Genomic DNA, 18,351 nt, shown 5'->3' with positions numbered 1-18,351 from the left:
AGTCAGCGCGAGAGCCGCAGTCCCGTCATCGCATCGAAGAAATGCAACTTGTCAGGCGTGAGCCCGAGCGTGATCGTCGCTCCGACGGCTGGCAGATCGTGCGGCGGCACGCGCGCGATGACCGGCCAGCCGCCATGACGCGCATGCACGAACGCCTCGCTGCCGACGGATTCGACCAGATCGACGACGGCATCGAAGCGGATCACATGCGACAGATCGTGCGCCGAGATCCGATGGACGTGCTCCGGCCTCACGCCGACAACGACTTCGCCCTCAGGTCGAATCGATAGCGACGGCCCCAGCGACAGAGTCACGCCGCCGGCCGCGAGCGCCTCGCCCACGATCCGCCCCTGCCAGCGATTCATCGCCGGACTGCCGAGAAAGCCCGCGACGAACAGATTGGCCGGTTGATCGTAGATGCGCATGGGCTCGTCGATCTGCTGGATGATCCCCTCCTTCATGACGACGATGCGCTGCCCGAGCGTCATCGCCTCCACCTGATCGTGCGTGACGTAGATCATGGTCGTGCCGAGCGATCGATGCAGGCGCGCGATCTCGGCGCGGGTCGTCGTGCGCAATCGTGCATCGAGATTCGACAGCGGTTCGTCGAGCAGGAACACCTGCGGCTGGCGCACCAGCGCCCGGCCAAGTGCCACGCGCTGACGTTGTCCGCCGGAAAGCTGTTTCGGCAATCGCTGCAGCAATGCACCCAGTTCGAGCATGTCGGCAGATTGCTTCACGCGCCCGGCGATGTCTGCCGCCGAATGGCCGCGCAGTTTGAGACCGAACCCGAGGTTCTCTTCGACCGTCATGTGCGGATACAGCGCATAGCTCTGGAACACCATCGCGATGTCGCGATCGCGCGGCTCCAGAGGTGTGACGTCGCGACGGCCGATGAAGATCGAACCCGACGTGACTTCCTCGAGTCCGGCAATCATGCGCAGCAGCGTGCTCTTGCCGCAGCCCGACGGCCCGACCAGCACCAGCAGTTCGCCGTCGCGAATGGTGAAATCGGCATCGGCGACCGCCACGGGACCGTTGTTGTAAACCTTGCGCACCGAGCGCAACACGACTTCAGCCATGCAATTTCCTTCGGCCGTATAGACTGACGTCTCCGGTACCCGCGCGAACCTGCAACCCATGTCCCGAGCCATTCCCGCCGACCGCTTCCCCGACGATTTCGTCTGGGGCTGCGCGACCTCCGCCTATCAGATCGAAGGCTCGCCGCTCGCCGACGGCGCCGGCATGAACGTGTGGCATCGCTTCAGTCACACGCCCGGACGCGTCGTGAACGACGAAACCGGCGACATCGCCTGCGACCATTACCGACGCTGGGAAAGCGACGTCGATCTGATGCAGCAGCTCGGACTGCAGGCCTACCGCTTCAGCATCGCGTGGAGCCGCATCCTTCCAGAAGGCATCGGTCGCGTGAATCCTGCCGGACTCGATTTCTACGAACGGCTCATCGACCGGCTGCTCGCGAAGGGAGTCCAGCCGACCGCGACGCTGTTTCACTGGGACCTGCCGGCCGCGCTCGACGATCGCGGCGGCTGGCTGAACCGCGACAGCGCGCACTGGTTTGCCGAGTACGCCGAGACCGTGTTTCGCCGCTTCGACGATCGCATCAAACTGTGGGCGACCCTCAACGAACCCTGGGTGGTGTCGGACAATGGCTATCTGCACGGCACCGCGGCGCCGGGACATCGAAATCTGTTCGAGGCACCGATCGCCACGCACAACCTGATGCGCGCGCACGGCGCCGCGGTACAGGCCTATCGCGCCGCGGGTCGTCATCGCATCGGACTGGTCGTGAACATCGAACCGAAGTATGCCGCTTCGCAGTCTCCGGACGATCTGGCCGCGACGCGGCGGGCGGAAGCGCAGATGAATCGTCAGTTCATCGAGCCGGCGCTGCTCGGCCGCTATCCCGAGGAACTCCGCGAGATCTTCGGCGATGCCTGGCCGGACTGGGCCGCCGACGATCTGGCGCTGATCCGCCAGCCCATCGATTTCGTCGGTCTCAACTACTACACGCGCGCCGTCGTCCGACATGATCCTGACGTCTGGCCACTGCGCGCCATGCCCGTGCGACAGACGCAGCACGCGCACACCGAGATGGGCTGGGAAGCCTTCCCGCAGGGACTCACCGACACGCTGCTGTGGATCAGGGATCGTTACGACAATCCGCCCGTGTACATCACCGAAAACGGCGCGGCCTTCGCCGATCCGCCGCAAGTCTCCGGCGACCTGCTCGACGATCCGCCGCGCGTCGACTACTTCAGAACGCACATCCGCGCCGTGCACGATGCCCTGCGCGCCGGTGCCGATATCCGCGGCTACTTCGCCTAGTCGATGCTCGACAACTTCGAATGGGCGCTCGGCTACTCGAAGCGCTTCGGCATCATTCACGTCGACTATACGACGCAGAAGCGCACGCTGAAGGCGAGCGCGAGGTTCTTTGCCGAAGTCATTGCATCGAATGGGGCGGTGATTTTCCGGAAATAGGAGGTTCACACGGAGATCACGGAGTTCACGGAGATCCGGAACAAAAGATCTCGCATCAGACCTCCGTGATCTCCGTGTGAAACCTCCCCTCTTCACTCCGAAAACTCGATCCGGAACGGCAACGAACTCACGCGCAATTCATTGCCATTCCAGCGCGCGGAGCCCTGCGTGATCTTCTGCGTTCCCGAAGGGCGTTCCGGAAAACTCAATGCGATGCCACCCGCCGGCGTCCCGGTCCTGTCGATCGACAGAATCGTCGTGCCGTTCTCGACCTTGTGCGAATAGTCGAGCGTGCCGTAGGGCGTTCGCAGGCCGCGCACGCCGAAGTTTTCCTTGCCGAACCACTCCTTCGGTATGCCGCCCATCAGCAGCAGCGTTTCATCCGCGGGACGTTCGTAGGCAAACATGTCCAGCAACGAGCGGCCGTAGTCCGACGCCACCCAGCCGTGCGGCATGTCGCCGATGAAACGCGTCTTGCGGACTTCGCGGCCAACGACTTCCGCCCACTGATTCCAGGTCGCCGGGCGACGGTCGTTCATGAAAAACGCCAGCAGTTCCTGGGTGCGGTCGCGCCAGCCGAGCCGCACGAACGTACCGATGTTGCGCAGTTCGTAGGGCGTGTACGCATCCCAGGTCGCATCGCTGCGGCGCTTCACGAACTCCTGCCAGTAGCGTTCGAACGTATCTTCCAGCGCCTCCGGCGGCAGCATGTGCTGTTCGCCGACCGGCGCCAGCGCGATCGAGGTCGAGGTCGGATCGAAGTCGCCGAGTTCGGCGGCGCCCGGCAGGTAGTCGATATCGTGCTGGCGCATGGCCAGGCGCAGCGAGCGATACAGGTCGGAGCGGAACTCGTCACGCGAATCGATGAACTGGCGCATCGCGCTGCGCTCGCCCAGCGCGCGCGCGATGCGCACGGCCGATTCGTAGCCCGCGAGGGCCCAGAAATTGTCCCAGTACGAGTGCATCGGCTTGGCCGAGTAGCCTTCGTGGCTGATCGACGCCGGCATCGTGCCGTAGAACGCGCGGCGACCTTCTTCACGGTTGGCGTCCGTTCTTTCGGATTCGCGCAGCTTGTCCATGTAGTTCACGGCGCTGACGACTCGCGGCCACATCGAACGCAGCAGTTCCTTGTCATCGGTGTAGCGATACACCTCGTCGATCAGGAACAGGAATTCGCCGCCGCTGTCGTTCTCCGGCACCGGATCGGCGCCGCGAACGTCGACGCAGCACGGCACCTTGCCGTTGGCGAACTGGTAGTCCGCATACCAGAGCAGGAATTCCTTCGCGACCTCCCCGTGCCCCATGCGCAGCAGGAAGTCCGAGGTCATCGCGCCGTCGCGGATCCACGAGCGCTCATAGGAACGCGAACCCGGCTGGATGCCGTGGCCGTCGCGATTGATCAGCACATGCGCGAGCGCGGTGCGCAGCGTGTCGAACCAGGTTTCGGCCTGCGGCGGCACGTCGATCTGCAACCGGTTGAGCTTCTCTCGCCATTCGGCTTTTACAGCTTCTTCCGCAGTCGCAGGAAGGGCCGCAACCGGTGCATTGCGATCGGCGTGCTGCGGCAGATCCAGCACGATCTCGCGCGTTTCGCCGGCACCGAGTTCGATGTCGTAGAGCAGCGCGCCGGACGCGAATCCTGTCTCATCGTGAATGGAGGTCGCCGCCTGCGCCTGCAGCAGCCAGTCGCAGGGCGAATCGGCATCGAACGGCACGGCAACGAACGCTGTCGGGGGCGACTGCGGCAGCACCGCAATTACGCCATCGACCTTGACATGGTCTTCATCCCAGCCCAGGTCGTGGATCGGACTGACCCCGCCGGCCGTGTTCAGGAATTGCGCCGGCGGATTCACCTGCAACGGTCGCACGGCCAGCGCCAGCGTGAGCTTGTTCGGTGCGCCGGCGTCGTTGCGCACGCGATAGGTGACGCGCGTGTGTGCGCTGCCCTTGTCACCGGCACCAAGCGCCGTCACCTCCAGCGACAGATCACCGAGACGCCAGTACACGCTGGGAACCGGCAGGTAACCGTCGGCCAGCGACTGCGTGATCGACGCATCGGCCCAGGTCAGCAGCCGATCGCCCTGACGAATGAAAGGCTCGACCGAGAATCCGCCCTTGCGTGCCTCGATCGCCCCGTCTTCGGAGAACAGGCCCTCTTCCCGGTCCGCATCGATACCGACGATCGTCCAGTACGACTGTTCGTCGTAATACGCGCGCGGATAACAACCGCGCTGCGTACGCTTCGCCAGTTCCTGCAGGAACACATTCGGCGATGCCCCAAAAGCCAGATCGCGAACATGGATCTCGCTGATCGACACCGGGCGTCCGGGATCGGGAATGCTCAGCCGGATCCAGCGTGCTTCCGATTCCGGCAGCAGATGCGAATCGCGGCCGCCGCTGCCCGCCGTGACCTCGCGTACCGTCTGCCATTGCTCGCCGTCGCTCGACAGTTCGAGCGAGTAGCGCGGTGCGTGAAGATCCGGCAGCCAGTCGATCTCGATGCCGCCGAACTCCTGGATCGCCTGCAGATCGATGGTCATCGACTGCGGCTTGTTCGGCGTTCTCGCGCTGCGCCAGGCGGTTTCGGGCTTGCCGTCGAGCACGGCAGCGGCGTTCGTGCCGGTCGTGGCCTCCACCGTCGGGCTGGCCGTCAACGTGGGGCGCACCACCGTCTTGAGACTCAGCTCGTCGAACCAGAGCTTGCCGCTGCCGCCTTCCGCGCCGGCGCTGATCACGAACTCGATCGAGGCGAAGCGTCGCAGCGTGCGATCGTCGGTCGGCCCCCACGCAAATTCGATCTGGCGCTTCTTGATGCGAATGTTCTGCCATTCGCCCGAGAACCTGTAGTTGGCGCGGCGGTACCACCACACGTTGTCGCCGGAGGCGTCGACGAATTTCACTTCGAAGTGATTCTGTCCGGCCTGGCCGCGCAGCCAGAAGGAAATCTCGTAGTCGTCCGGCAGTTCGACATCGAACGGGCGCGCGGCGGCGACATAGCCGGCGGTCTTTGCGAAATCGAAATCGAGCTGCAGCGCGCCACCCTTCACTCCGGGCGCCGCATGCACGGAGGCAATGACGCCGTCGGAGGCGACGGCCTTCCACGGCGTGACATCGTCCAGTTCGTCGAGGATTCGCAGATCGGTCGATGCAGCGCCCATGATGATCATTGCCAGCAACAGTCCAGCGAGAATTCCAGTCGGTCGCGACAGTCCCATCATCGTCAGCCCTTCACGCTGCCGGCCAGGATGCCGGCGATGTAATAGCGCTGCAGCGCCAGGAACAGGATCAGCACCGGCATCACGGTGATCACCGCGCCGGCCATCATCAGCTCATTGTCCTGCACGTATTCGCGCGACAGTCCGGCCAGCGCCACCGGCAGGGTGTACAGCTTCTGATCGCTCAGCACGATCAGCGGCCACATGAAATCGTTCCAGGTACCGAGGAACGTCAGGATGCCGAGCGTGATCAGGATGGGCTTGAGCAGCGGCACCACCACCGACCTGAAAATGCGCCACTCGCTCGCGCCGTCGATGCGCGCAGCTTCGAGCAGATCCTCCGGAATCGACAATGCGTACTGGCGCACCAGGAAGATGCCGAAGATGCTCGCCATCGCTGGCACGATCACGCCGCCGTAGGTGCTGACCAGTCCCAGTTCCTTCACCAGCGCGAACAGCGGAATCATCGCGACCTGCCCCGGAATGACCAGCGCACCGAGCAGCGCGCGGAAGATGCGCTCGCGGCCGGGAAAGCGCAGCTTCGCGAAGGCATATCCCGCCGTCGTGTTGAAGAACAATGAAATGAGCGTCGCGAGCGTCGCCACCAGCGCGCTGTTGAACAGATAGCGCCCGGCACTGTGGCGCTCGAACATGATCCGGTAGTTGTCCAGCGTCGGATGTTCGGGCAGCAGCGGCGGCGGAAAATGACCCGCCGCGCCTGTGGGCATGAACGACACCGAGATCATCCACAACAGCGGGAACGCCGTGGCAACGGCGCCGATCAGCAGCGCCGCATTGATCCAGAACCTGGCGATGGGCTTTCTCATGCCGCAGTCCCGTGGCGACGCGCCACCCGCAGTTGCAGCAGCGTGATGGCGAACATGATCACGAACAGCAGGAAGGCGACGGCCGAGGCGCGGCCGAGGTTCCACCACTTGAAGCCTTCCTCGTACATGAAGTACAGCACGCTCAGCGTGCTTTGCAGCGGTCCGCCTTCCGTCATGACGTAGGGCTCGGCGAACAACTGGAAATAACCGGCCATGGTGAGGATGCTGACCAGCAGCAGCACTGGCGCAATGCCGGGCAGCGTCACGTGCCGGAACAGCTGCCAACCGGAAGCACCGTCGATGCGCCCGGCCTCATACAGATCCTCGGGAATGCTCTGCAGCGCGGCGAGCAGGATGATCATGTTGTAGCCGAAGTTCTTCCACACCGCGAGGATGACGATGGCGGGCATCGCCCAGTGCGGATCGCCCATCCAGTCGATGGGATCGATGCCGACGAAGCCGAGCACGTAGTTCAGGAAACCGTAGCGTGTGTGAAAGATGTAGCGCCACACCACGGCGACCGCGACCATGGTCGTGACGACGGGCGCGAAGTAGAGGGTGCGATAGACGTTGCGGAAGCGCGCCAGCTTCGAGTTGACCAGCAATGCCGCGCCCAGCGAGGCGCCGAGCGACAGTGGCACGCCCAGCAGCACGAAGTAGAACGTGTTGCCGAGCGACTTCCAGAACAGCGGCTGCGACAGCAGCGACACATAGTTGTGCAGGCCGACGAAGCGCAGGTTGTCGTAGTCCGCGAGCGCGTAGAGATCGAAGTCGGTAAGGCTCATCGCCAGCGCCGCCAGTACCGGCACGAAGAAGAAGATCGCCATCACCAGCAAGGCCGGTGCGGCGAACCACCAGCCGGCCCAGCGCATCTTCATACGCCGAGGACTCCCTCTTCCTGTGGGGCCGGCTTCAGCCGGCCTGGTTCGAAGTGTTCAAGGCCGGCTGAAGCCGGCCCCACAGGAAGAAGAAGGCACCGCATTTTCCACTTCATCACATCAATTCCTCTCCAGCATCCAGCGCCGCTTCTCCAGCAGGGCGTCCGTCGTCGCATCGAGCGCGACGACGGCGGCATCGACCGACATTCTCCCCTGCACCACCCGCTCCGATGCCAGACGCATTTCCTGCGCGATGCGCTCCCACTCCGGTACTTTCGGCGGCGAACGTACGCGGTCGAGTTGCGCAAGGAATGCATGCGCATACGGCGAACGTTGCAACGCCGGCGCTTCCCAGCTCGTGCGTCGCGGGGGAATATTGCCGGTCAGATCGTAGAAGCGCCGCTGCGTTTCCGGCTGCGACAGATACTCGATCAGTTTCCACGCGCCCGGCTTGTTGCTGGCCGTGCGAAAGATCACCAGCCCCGAGCCGCCCGCCGAGGACAGCCCCGGGCCGTCGGGCCCGGGCATCGGTGCAGTCATCCACGCGTCCTGCAATTCGGCGGGCAGACGCTTCCTGAATTCCGGAATGTTCCAGGGTCCGGAGATGTAGAACGTGAACAGGCCATTGCCGAACTCATCCCAGACGTTGGACAGCTGCGTATTGGTCATGCGCGGCGCCCAGCCATTCGCGAAGATGTCGGCGTAGAACGCGAGCGTGCGGCGGAAATCGTCGCTGCGAAAATTGCCGAAACGGCCGCCGTCGCGCAGCACGTCGGACGGCTGCTGCAGCGCCAGCACCAGCAGCGGTTCGAATTCGTTCAGCGGCAGCAGCACCGAGTAGCGATCCGGCCCGACGAACTGCTTGACGGCGCCGAGCATCTGCGACCACTCCGCCCAGGTCTGCGGCGGGGCATTGAACCCGGCTTTCGCCAGCAGATCGGTGCGGTAGTACAGCAGTCGCGTGTCGACGTACCAGGGAACGGCGAAGACCTCGGCATCGATGCGGTTCGCTTCGAAGACGCCATCGAAGTAGTCGGGGCGCAGCACGACGGACGAGGAGCGGATCGATTCGTCCAGCGGTTCGAGCGCATTCAGTGCAGCGAACTCCGGAACCCAGGTGTTGCCGAGCTGGCAGACGTCCGGCAGCGTCTCGCCGGCATAGGCAGTGAGCAGTTTTTCGTGGGCGGAGATCCACGGCAGACGCTGGATCTCGACTCGTATGCCGGGATTGCGGGCGTGGAAGTCCTGCAGCAGTTCCGCCGTCGCCTCGCCTTCGCGCCCGAAGGTCCAGAAGCGCACGACATCGTCCCGTGCGCGAGGCCGGCAACCCGCCGTCACGGCGGCACCCGCGAGTCCCGCCAGGACGCTTCGACGCGAAACCGCTGGCAGCGAACTGCGTTTCAAAGGCGTCCTCGCGAGTCAGCTTCCGGGATTCGTCGTGGTGACCGGCGCCGTCGGCTGCGACAGCCAGCCGCCGGTGAAGCCGGCACGTTCGAGCCCGCGGCGAATGTAGGGATTGCGTTGCATGGTGCGCCAGATCACCTCTGAACGATAGTTCTCGATCATGGCAACGATGGGACCCTGATCGATGCCGAGATAGTCACCGGCGATCCATCCAAGACCTTCGACGATGCGCCCGTGACGCAACGGCACATCCGTGAACGTGAAACTCTGGTTCACCGAATCGAGGAAGCCATAGCGCTGATACAGATTCTCGCCGAAGCGCGCGCGGAAGGCGCGGATCGTCGGAATCACGATTTCGGGAGCAAAGGCGATGGATGCTACTGCTGCAGTCGGCGCGATCGTGCCGTCGTCCACCAGCTGCGGCGCCGCTGCCGCGCGTGCGGCATAGGTGAAGAAACCGCGCTCTTCATTGTTGAAGATCTGCACCGTATCCGCCGGCCCGTCGGAGGCCGAGAGTCCCCAGATCTCGCTGTCGTAGCCGCGCCAGCGCATGGGATTCTCGATGGCATACGCGCGCTGCGCATAGGTCGCGCGACGACTGTTCTCGAAATAGTCGATGCCCTTCGAGCGCATGAACTCGTCCTGGATGCCGCGGAAATCGATCCACACGTGCGAGTACTGGTGACCGAAGTGCGGGCCGAACGACAGGAATTCCTGTCCGCCGAACTCGCCCCAGTGATTCTTGTAGGTCCGCAGCCATTCCTTCCAGGCATCGGGCTCCACGGGATGAGTCGGCGAACCGAGCGCGAGGATGTACAGCAGCATGGCCTCGTTGTAACCGCGCCAGTCGTGGCGCAGAAAACCCGTCTCGGGACGCCAGCCATGCGAAATGATCGGCGGCCGGTTCTGCGACCACACCCAGTCGACGCGTCCGTAGATCCGGTCCGCGATCTCGCGGATCTCGCGTTCCTGCGCATGATCGCGATCGAAGTACGTCTGGCACAGCAGCACGCCGCCGAGCAGCAACGCCGTATCGACCGTCGACAGCTCCGTCGTCTGGTAGCGATGACCGGTCTGCATGTCGAGGAAGTGATAGAAAAAACCCTTGTATCCGGCGACGCCGGTTTCGTCCGGCCCCTGCGGCAGCTGTTCGAGGAATCGCAGCGTCCGCAGCACGCGCAGCCGCGCCTGTGTTCGCGATACGTAACCGCGCTCGGCGCCGGCCACATACGCGGTCAGGCCGAAGCCTGTGGCGGCGATGCTCGAGAATGACGGCGATGGATAACGATCGGGCACCAGGCCGTTCTGGCGATTGGTGGTATTCCAGAAATAGCGGAAAGTGCGGCGTTCGAGATTGTTGAGCACCGGATCGGCATCGCGATCGGGAGCGACCGAACGGGAGCGCTCGACCACCACGTTGGCAACATCAGGATTGGGTGCCTCGGATCCCGAGGCGATCGGCGGAGCCGTCGTCGCAATCATCGCCAATGCGGTCCATAGCAGCGTGTGAGGTCTCGCTGCCTTTCTCATTTCCGGTATCGATGGTCGGACACCGCGCTGACTGCTGTGTCGTGAAACATATGCATGCCCTTATACCACGCTCGATCTTTTCGGGACCGCATGTTGCCGGAATCGACGACCGCGCTTTCCGAAAGACCGGGCATCACAACGTGTCGCAACGATTGGGACAGCGTGCAGGTTCCGTCTCAGGCCTTCTCAGTGTCGGCGCGCGAGTTTCACGACCAACCCGGTGATGAGCAACGCGGCGGCCGTGTAGAGCACGATCGCCAGCGTCGTTCCCCAGGCGCGCAGCAGCGCGGCAAACATGAGCGGCGCGATGCCGCCGCCGACGATGCCCGCCAGCGTGTACGCGAGCGAGGAACCGGCGTAACGCACGCGCGCCGGAAATTGCTCGGCGATGAACGCCGCCTGCGGCCCGTACATCGATGCATGAATGATCAGGCCGCTGCTCAGCGCCAGCACGATGAGCACGGGCTCGCGGGTATCGAGCAGCGGAAAGAGCGCGAGGATCCACAGCAACCCGAGCACGACGCCACCTGCGTAGACAGTGCGTCGACCCAGCCGATCGGACAGGCCGCCGAAGAACGGAATCGATGCCGCGTTGCACGCGCCCGCAATCGACAACGCAATCAATGCCAGCGTTCGCTCGAGGCCGAGCGTGGCGGTGAGGTAGCTCAGCGAAAACGTCGCCGTCAACGAATACAGCACGTCCGGACCGATGCGCGCGCCACCGCCGCGCAGCAACGATCGCCAGTGATCGCGAAAGACTTCGCCGATCGGCGTCTTCGCCTTCGCACCCTCCTTCTGGAGAGCAAGGAAATCCGGTGTCTCGGCCACACCCAGACGAATCCACAGACCGAAGATCACCAGGGCAACGCTGGCGAAGAATGGCAGGCGCCAACCCCATGCAAGGAAGTCTTCGGGCGACAGGGACATCGTGAGCAATGCGATCGAACCCGTGGCCAGCAGCGTACCGAGCGATGGCCCCATCTGCGCCCACGATCCATTGATGCCGCGTCGCTCGGCCGGTCCATGCTCGAGCGACAACAGCACGGCACCTGCCCACTCGCCTCCCAGCGCCGCGCCCTGGATGAATCGCAGCACGACGAGCAGGATGGGACTCGCGATGCCTGCCGCTGCATATGTCGGCAACAGCCCCATCAGCGCGGTCGTGATCCCCATCAGCAGCAGGGTCGCGACCAGTACGAAGCGTCGGCCGCGTCGATCGCCGAGATGTCCGAAGACGATGCCGCCCACCGGTCGCGAGAGGTAGCCGACCGCGAAGGTCGAGAACGCCAGAATGGTGCCCACGGCCGGCTCGAACGACGGAAAGAAGAGCTGGCCGAAGATGAGCGCGGCGAGTGTGTTGTAGACGGCGAAGTCGAAATATTCGAGCGTCGTGCCGACGATGCTGGCCGTGGCGAGACGCCGCGATCGGGATGCGTCCGCACTTACTTGCATCCGAAGCCTCCACCGCCCGGCGTCTGGATGACGAAGACATCGTCCGTTTGCACCTGCGCTTCGTGAGTCGCGCCGAACTCCTCGCGCGCGCCGTCCGCCCGCTCGATCCAGTTGCGGCCGGCTGCGGCGGCAGCGCCGCCTTCGAGTCCGAACGGTGCGACTCGCCGCCGGTTGGCCAGCAACACCGCAGTCATCGGCTCCAGAAAGCGGATCCGTCGCTCGACACCGTCGCCACCGCGATGCCTGCCCGCGCCGCCGGAACCGCGACGAATCGAGAACGCGTCGAGTCGCACCGGAAAGCGCCATTCCAGTACTTCGGGATCGGTGAGACGCGAGTTGGTCATGTGCGTCTGCACTGCGTCAGTACCATCGAAATCCGGACCGGCGCCGGAACCGCCGCTGATGGTTTCGTAGTACTGGTGACGCTCATTGCCGAAGGTGAAATTGTTCATCGTGCCCTGGCTCGCCGCGAGTACGCCGAGCGCGCCGTACAGGCAATCGGTGATCATCTGCGAGGTTTCGACGTTTCCCGCGACGACGGCCGCGGGATAGCGCGGATTCAGCATCGTGCCCTCCGGCACGATCAGGCGCAGCGGCACGAGACAGCCGGCGTTCATCGGGATCTCGTCGTCCACCAAGGTGCGGAAGACGTACAGCACCGCGGCTCGTATCACGGAGCGCGGTGCATTGAAATTGTCGGCGCGCTGCGCGCTCGTGCCGGTGAAATCGATCGTCGCCTCACGACGCATCTTGTCTATGCGAATGGCGACGCTGATCCGGGCGCCGCTGTCCATCTCGCACGAATACTCACCATCGCGCAGTGAATCGATTGCGCGACGCACGGCTTCCTCCGCATTGCGTTGCACGTGATTCATGTAGGCCAGCACGACTTCGAGGCCGTACTGATCCACCATTGCCTGCAACTCGGCACTGCCCTTCTGGCAGGCCGCGACCTGCGCCCGCAGGTCTGCGAGATTCTGTTCGACGTTGCGTGCCGGATACCGGCCCGATGACAACAGCTTCCGGATCTCGGCTTCGAGAAAGCGGCCGCCGGCAACGAGTTGCACGTTGTCGAGCAGCACGCCCTCCTCGTCGATGTGCATCGAGTTCGACGGCATGGAGCCCGGCGTGAGCCCGCCGATATCCCCGTGATGCCCACGCGCGGCGACGAAGAACGCCGGCGTCGGCGTTCCCCGCAAGAAGACCGGCATCACGACCGTGACGTCCGGCAGATGCGTGCCGCCGGCGTACGGCGCATTGAGCACGAATACGTCGCCTGGAATCATGGCCCCGGCGCGACGTTGCAGGATTTCCTGCACCGATTCGCCCATGGACCCGAGATGCACCGGCATGTGCGGCGCATTGGCGATCAACAGGCCGTCGCCATCGAACAGCGCGCAGGAGAAATCGAGTCGTTCCTTGATATTGACCGACGTGGCCGTGTTCGCCAGCGCCACGCCCATCTGTTCGGCGATCGACATGAACAGATTGTTGAAGACTTCGAGCAGGATGGGATCGGCCTGCGTGCCGATGGCCTTCTCGCGCTGCAGCGGTTGCAGCCTGCGCATCACGATGCAGTTCTGCTGCGTCACTTCGGCGCGCCAGCCCGTCTCGACAACCGTAGTGGTGTTCGGTTCGCGAATGACTGCGGGGCCGTCGATGATGTCGTCCGCCTGCAGTGCATCGCGATCGAAGAACGGCACTGGCTGGCAATGGTCGTCCAGATAGACGGGACGATACGCGATCGGCTGTAGCGGTCCGCTGCGCCGACGGGCTTGATCGACTGCGCTGACTTCCGTGTCGCTGACGCCGGCCGCCTCCACCGAAACGGATTCGATCACGAGGCCGCGAGCCGTCATGAGAAACCCATAGCGCGTCCGATATTGCGCCTCGAATGCGGCGCGGACTTCCGTCACTGCCGCATCGTCCGCAGCAGTCGGTGCAGACAGTTGCAGCGCGCTGTCCGTGCCTTCGTATTTCACCGCGAGCCGCCGCACCGTACGGATGGCACTGCCGGCGACGCCCTGCTGTTGCAGCTCGTGACATCCCTGCCGTTCGAGAATGTCGAGTGCGCCGCCCGCCTCTGCCAGGCTGTCCCGCGACAAGGCAGCTTCCATTGCGTGCTGTTTCAGCACGATGACGTCCGCCAGCCCGATGCCGTATGCCGAGAGCACGCCGGCCAGCGGATGCATGAAGACCGTCTGCATCCCGAGCGCATCCGCCACGAGACAGGCGTGCTGGCCCGCGGCGCCGCCGAAGCAGGTCAGCGCATAGTTCGTCACGTCGTAACCGCGCTGCACGGAGATCTTCTTGATGGCATTCGCCATGTTCTCCACGGCGATGCGGATGCAGCCGGCGGCGAGCGCCTCCGGTTCGTGTGTCTGTCCCGTGACTTTGGCGATGTCCGCGGCCAGTTCCGCAAACCCATCGCACACCGCCTGTGCATCGAGCGGCAGATCGCCGCGCTCGCCGAACAGAAGCGGAAACAGATCGGGCTGCAGCTTGCCGAGCAGCACGTTGCAGTCGGTGACCGTCAACGGACCGCCGCGGCGATACGCGGCCGGGCCGGGATTCGCGCCGGCGGATTCCGGGCCGACGCGCAATCGCACGCCATCGAAACGACAGATGGAGCCGCCGCCCGCCGCGACCGTATGGATCTGCAGCAACGGCGCCCGCAGCCGCACGCCCGCGATCTCGGCATCGAAGACACGTTCGTACTCGCCGGCGAAGTGAGTCACGTCCGTCGACGTGCCGCCCATGTCGAAGCCGATGATGCGGTCGAAGCCCGCGGCCAGCGATGCGCGGGCCGCTCCGACGATGCCGCCCGCCGGTCCGGACACGATCGCGTCCTTGCCTTGAAACTGCCGCGCGTCGACGAGACCGCCGGAAGACTGCATGAACTGCAGTTTGACGCCGGGCAGTTCGCGGGCAACCTGGTCGACGTAGCGTCGCAGCACCGGCGAGAGATACGCATCGACGACCGTCGTGTCGCCGCGCGCGACGAACTTCATCAGCGCACTGGCCTGATGCGAAGTCGACACCTGCGTGAATCCGGCTTCGCGCGCCAGTTCTGCGAGCTGTTGTTCATGCGCGGGAAACCGATAGCCGTGCATGAGCACGACGGCGCAGCTGCGGATGCCCTTGTCTGCCGCGATTCTGAACTGCTCGCGCGCCGCTTCCAGATCGAGTGCGCGCACGACGTTGCCGTGCGCGTCCAGCCGTTCGTCGACCTCGACGACCGCTTCATGAAGCATCGATGGCAGCACGATATGCCGGACGAACAGTTTCGGCCGGTGCTGATAGCCGATGCGCAGCGCATCGGCAAATCCCCGCGTCACGACGAGCAGCGTGCGGTCGCCCTTGCGCTCGAGCAGCGCATTCGTCGCCACCGTCGTACCCATGCGAACGCAATCGATGGCCGCCGCGGGAATCGGATCCTCCGCATCGACGCCGAGCAACTCGCGAATGCCCTGCACGGCCGCATCCCGATAACGCTCGGGATTCTCGGAGAGCAGCTTGCGGGTGAGGAGTTGTCCGCGCGGCGTGCGCGCGATCACATCAGTGAACGTGCCGCCGCGATCGATCCAGAACTGCCAGCGGTCGGTCATGACCTGCCTGTTCCACAGGCGTCAGGCAAATCCCACCTGCGCGGCAGAGCCCGATGGCGCGGCCGGCACTGCGGCGGCTTCGTGGCTCGCGGGCCTCGGATGGACCTTCACACAGTTCCTGCCATCGCGCTTCGCTTCGTACAGCGCCTGATCCGCGGAATGCAGCATGCCGCCCGCGGTCGTCTTCGTATCGGCGCACGTGGTCACGCCGACGCTCACGGTGATGCGGCGTTCGCCGAGCCACGGCAGCGAATCGATAGCCATGACGCCGCAGCGGATCGTCTCGGCAATTTCGCACGCGGCCTCGTTGCCCATCGACGGCAGTACGGCGACGAATTCCTCGCCGCCGAGGCGACCGACGAAACCCGGCGCCCTGACCGCGTCGCGCAGCGTTGCCGCCACCAGCTTCAAGGCCGCATCGCCTTCGGCATGACCGTGCTGATCGTTGATGCTCTTGAAGTGATCGATATCGATGATGAGCATCGAGCACGGTCCGCCCGCACTCTGCGACAGCGCCGACTCCAGCCGGCCGAGCACCGCGCGGCGGTTGGGCACACCCGTCAACTCGTCGGTCATGGCCAGCGAGCGCATGCGCAACGACATGCGCCGCTGATGCAGCGCGAGCACGAGCAGCACTGCCGCCAGCACCACGACCAGCACGATGACTGCAGCCTGCAGCGTGCGCGCACGACGTTCCTGGGCCAGCGCCTTTTCGTTCGCCTGGTTCTCGCGCAGCAGCAGCGCGTTCTCCTTTTCCTTGGCAACGGTGTCGAATTCGATCTTGAGCGTCGCGAACCGCTGATCGATCTGGTTCAGATACCGGCGCTCGGAAACCTCGGCAGCCTTGTCGAGAAAGCCGTAGCCGGCGCGCCAGTTGCCCATCTCGGAGTACGTCGTCGCCAGCTCGCTGTAGGTGGTACGCAGTTCGCTCAAGGAGGCGGCCTGGCGGAACACCTGCAGCGCATCCTCGAGCGCAGCCACGCTTTCCGGCAAGCGCTTCAACTGATGCAGGGCGATGCCGCGCGCCAGATTGATCTGGGCTTCGAGCCGCGCGTCGGGCGTTTCCTTCTGCAGTTCCTCGGCTCGCTGCAGGATCTCCAGCGCCGCCTTGGGATTCGACAATCCGTTCTCGACGGCCGCGAGCCCGCGCAGCGCGTACGCCTCGCCGCGCACATAGCTGAGCTGGCGGCTGAGTTCGAGGGATTCCTGGAACGACTCGCGGGCACCCGGCCACTGACTCAGGTTTTCCTGCGCACGGCCCAGGTTGTGGAGCGTCACCGCCTGTTCGCGCAGCAGCTTCGCATCGCGCTGCGCCTTGAGCGCCAGGCTGTACATGTGCCGCGCCTGTTCGTAATCGCCCATCCGGTTGTAGAGGATGGCAATGCCATTCAGCGCAGTGAGCGCGTGCTGCGACAGATGCAGTCTTTCGTAGAGGCCCTGCGCGCGCCGCAGATCCGCCAGACCGGCCGCGTACTGACCCTGCAGCCCCAGCAGATAGCCGCGCGAGAACAGGGCCGCGGCGAGCATTTCCTCGTCGTTCGCATCGCTGGCCAGCGTCACCGCGCGTTCGTAATTCTCGAGCGCCTTGTCATTGTTGCCGGCCGTCTCGGCGATCTGCCCCTGGCAGTCGAACATGCCGGCGCGCAGCCCGGCACGCCGCGATTGAAACAGCAGCCCGCCAATGAGCCGGATCTGTTCCTCGGCCGCGGCGGTATCGCGCTCGGACTGATAGTCGCAAAGGATCAGGCGCGCGCGGATTTCTATGTCGGCGTCGGGACGGCGCTTCAGGATGTCGAGCGCCTGTTCGGCATCGCGACGACTGGCCTCGGGATCCGTTCGCATCGCGACGGAGGCTTCATCGACGATCGCCTGCGCGGGGTGCGGTGCAACTTCCGCAGCCAGTCCCGCCTGCGCAAGCAGCACGGACGTGATTGCCCACAGCCACCGATGAATCGGCGCTGCCCAGGAACAGATCCGGTGAGCAGGGATATGGGACAACGTGGTTTCGCCTGAAAAGCTGCAGATCGAGCGGCTTCCATGCGCCACAAGTCCAGAAGCGGGCGCTAATTTAGCGGATTGCAGCAACGCCCGTATGTGTTCTTTTCTGGAGGCCCGGATGCTGCGTTCAGCCAGAGGCTGAGTCATCCGAAGAGAAGATTGGTCGGGGCGAGAGGATTCGAACCTCCGACCCCTTGCACCCCATGCAAGTGCGCTACCAGGCTGCGCCACGCCCCGACCGGAAGGCGGCGAATCATACTCGAAGATGCCTGCGGGCTACAGGCTTTGGGGAAAACTCAGCGGCGCAGGATCCGCAGGATTTCTTCCAGCTCCGTGCGGATCTGACGCACGATCTGCTGCGCCTGCGACACGTCGTCGCGCGCTTCGTCACCCTGCAGGCGATTGCGCGCGCCGCCGATGGTGAAGCCCTGTTCGTACAGAAGACTGCGGATCTGGCGGATCACCAGCACGTCCTGGCGCTGGTAATAGCGACGGTTGCCGCGGCGCTTCACCGGCTTGAGCTGCGGAAATTCCTGCTCCCAGTAGCGCAGCACATGCGGCTTGACGCCGCACAGCTCGCTCACTTCACCGATGGTGAAGTAGCGTTTGCCAGGGATCGCGGGGAGTTCGCTGTTATTGCCTGCTTCCAGCATAGGCCTCGACTCGTGCCTTTAGTTTTTGTCCCGGACGGAATGTGACCACACGACGGGCGCTGATGGGAATCTCCTCGCCTGTCTTGGGATTGCGACCGGGCCGCTGATTCTTGTCACGAAGATCGAAATTCCCGAAGCCGGACAGCTTCACCTGCTCCCCATTCGACAACGACGCGCGCAGCTCCTCGAAGAACAGATCCACGAGTTCACGGGCTTCGCGCTTGTTGAGCCCCAATTGATCGAATAACGCTTCCGCGATCTCAGCCTTCGTGAGAGCCATG

The 18,351-nt window shown here is 64.3% G+C and carries 11 protein-coding genes, 1 tRNA gene and 1 pseudogene; 1 reads left to right on the top strand and 12 read right to left on the bottom strand.

Going from position 1 to position 18,351, the window contains the following annotated elements:
• Window positions 1-2: 2 nt before the first annotated feature.
• On the bottom strand, window positions 3-1,082 hold the full coding sequence (locus V7D81_RS01665) for an ABC transporter ATP-binding protein (protein WP_324314041.1): 1,080 nt from the start codon (window positions 1,080-1,082) through the stop codon (window positions 3-5).
• Window positions 1,083-1,140: 58 nt separating this feature from the next.
• Here V7D81_RS01665 and V7D81_RS01660 point away from each other — a divergent pair.
• Window positions 1,141-2,505 (top strand): annotated as a pseudogene (locus tag V7D81_RS01660) (GH1 family beta-glucosidase).
• A 92-nt stretch (window positions 2,506-2,597) separates the two neighbouring features.
• Here the strand turns inward: V7D81_RS01660 and V7D81_RS01655 are convergent.
• The 11 genes from V7D81_RS01655 to ihfA form a co-directional block, all read right to left on the bottom strand.
• Window positions 2,598-5,723 carry a discoidin domain-containing protein gene (locus V7D81_RS01655; protein WP_324314040.1) on the bottom strand — a complete coding sequence of 1,042 codons (3,126 nt, stop codon included), beginning with the start codon at window positions 5,721-5,723 and terminating at the stop codon, window positions 2,598-2,600.
• A gap of 2 nt (window positions 5,724-5,725) precedes the next feature.
• Entirely contained in the window at window positions 5,726-6,547 is an 822-nt protein-coding gene (locus V7D81_RS01650) for a carbohydrate ABC transporter permease (RefSeq protein WP_324314039.1), read from the bottom strand.
• Window positions 6,544-7,425, bottom strand: coding sequence for a carbohydrate ABC transporter permease (locus V7D81_RS01645; protein WP_324314038.1), 882 nt, complete (start codon window positions 7,423-7,425; stop codon window positions 6,544-6,546). The genes V7D81_RS01650 and V7D81_RS01645 overlap by 4 nt, the downstream gene beginning before the upstream one ends.
• 120 nt (window positions 7,426-7,545) lie before the next feature.
• Entirely contained in the window at window positions 7,546-8,724 is a 1,179-nt protein-coding gene (locus V7D81_RS01640) for a sugar ABC transporter substrate-binding protein (RefSeq protein WP_324314036.1), read from the bottom strand.
• A gap of 120 nt (window positions 8,725-8,844) precedes the next feature.
• Window positions 8,845-10,359 (bottom strand): glucoamylase family protein, encoded by a 1,515-nt coding sequence (locus tag V7D81_RS01635; RefSeq protein WP_324314035.1) that lies wholly within the window; start codon window positions 10,357-10,359, stop codon window positions 8,845-8,847.
• Window positions 10,360-10,545: 186 nt separating this feature from the next.
• On the bottom strand, window positions 10,546-11,811 hold the full coding sequence (locus tag V7D81_RS01630) for an MFS transporter (protein ID WP_324314034.1): 1,266 nt from the start codon (window positions 11,809-11,811) through the stop codon (window positions 10,546-10,548).
• On the bottom strand, window positions 11,802-15,419 hold the full coding sequence (locus tag V7D81_RS01625; protein ID WP_324314033.1) for a hydantoinase B/oxoprolinase family protein: 3,618 nt from the start codon (window positions 15,417-15,419) through the stop codon (window positions 11,802-11,804). Before V7D81_RS01625 ends, V7D81_RS01630 begins: the two co-directional genes overlap by 10 nt.
• A 21-nt stretch (window positions 15,420-15,440) precedes the next feature.
• Window positions 15,441-17,342, bottom strand: coding sequence for a tetratricopeptide repeat-containing diguanylate cyclase (locus V7D81_RS01620; RefSeq protein ID WP_324314032.1), 1,902 nt, complete (start codon window positions 17,340-17,342; stop codon window positions 15,441-15,443).
• A gap of 235 nt (window positions 17,343-17,577) precedes the next feature.
• Window positions 17,578-17,654 (bottom strand) — tRNA-Pro (locus tag V7D81_RS01615).
• Between the two features lie 59 nt (window positions 17,655-17,713).
• Window positions 17,714-18,070: a MerR family transcriptional regulator gene (locus tag V7D81_RS01610; RefSeq protein WP_324314031.1), complete on the bottom strand. Its 357-nt coding sequence runs from the start codon at window positions 18,068-18,070 to the stop codon at window positions 17,714-17,716.
• On the bottom strand, window positions 18,051-18,350 hold the full coding sequence (gene ihfA / locus V7D81_RS01605) for an integration host factor subunit alpha (protein WP_221304004.1): 300 nt from the start codon (window positions 18,348-18,350) through the stop codon (window positions 18,051-18,053). The genes V7D81_RS01610 and ihfA overlap by 20 nt, the downstream gene beginning before the upstream one ends.
• Between the last annotated feature and the right edge of the window lies 1 nt (window position 18,351).

The organism is Povalibacter sp. (assembly GCF_036735925.1).
GTDB lineage: Bacteria > Pseudomonadota > Gammaproteobacteria > Steroidobacterales > Steroidobacteraceae > Steroidobacter.
The sequence above is the reverse complement of the archived record's forward strand: the minus strand, read 5'-3'. Positions and strand labels throughout refer to the sequence as shown.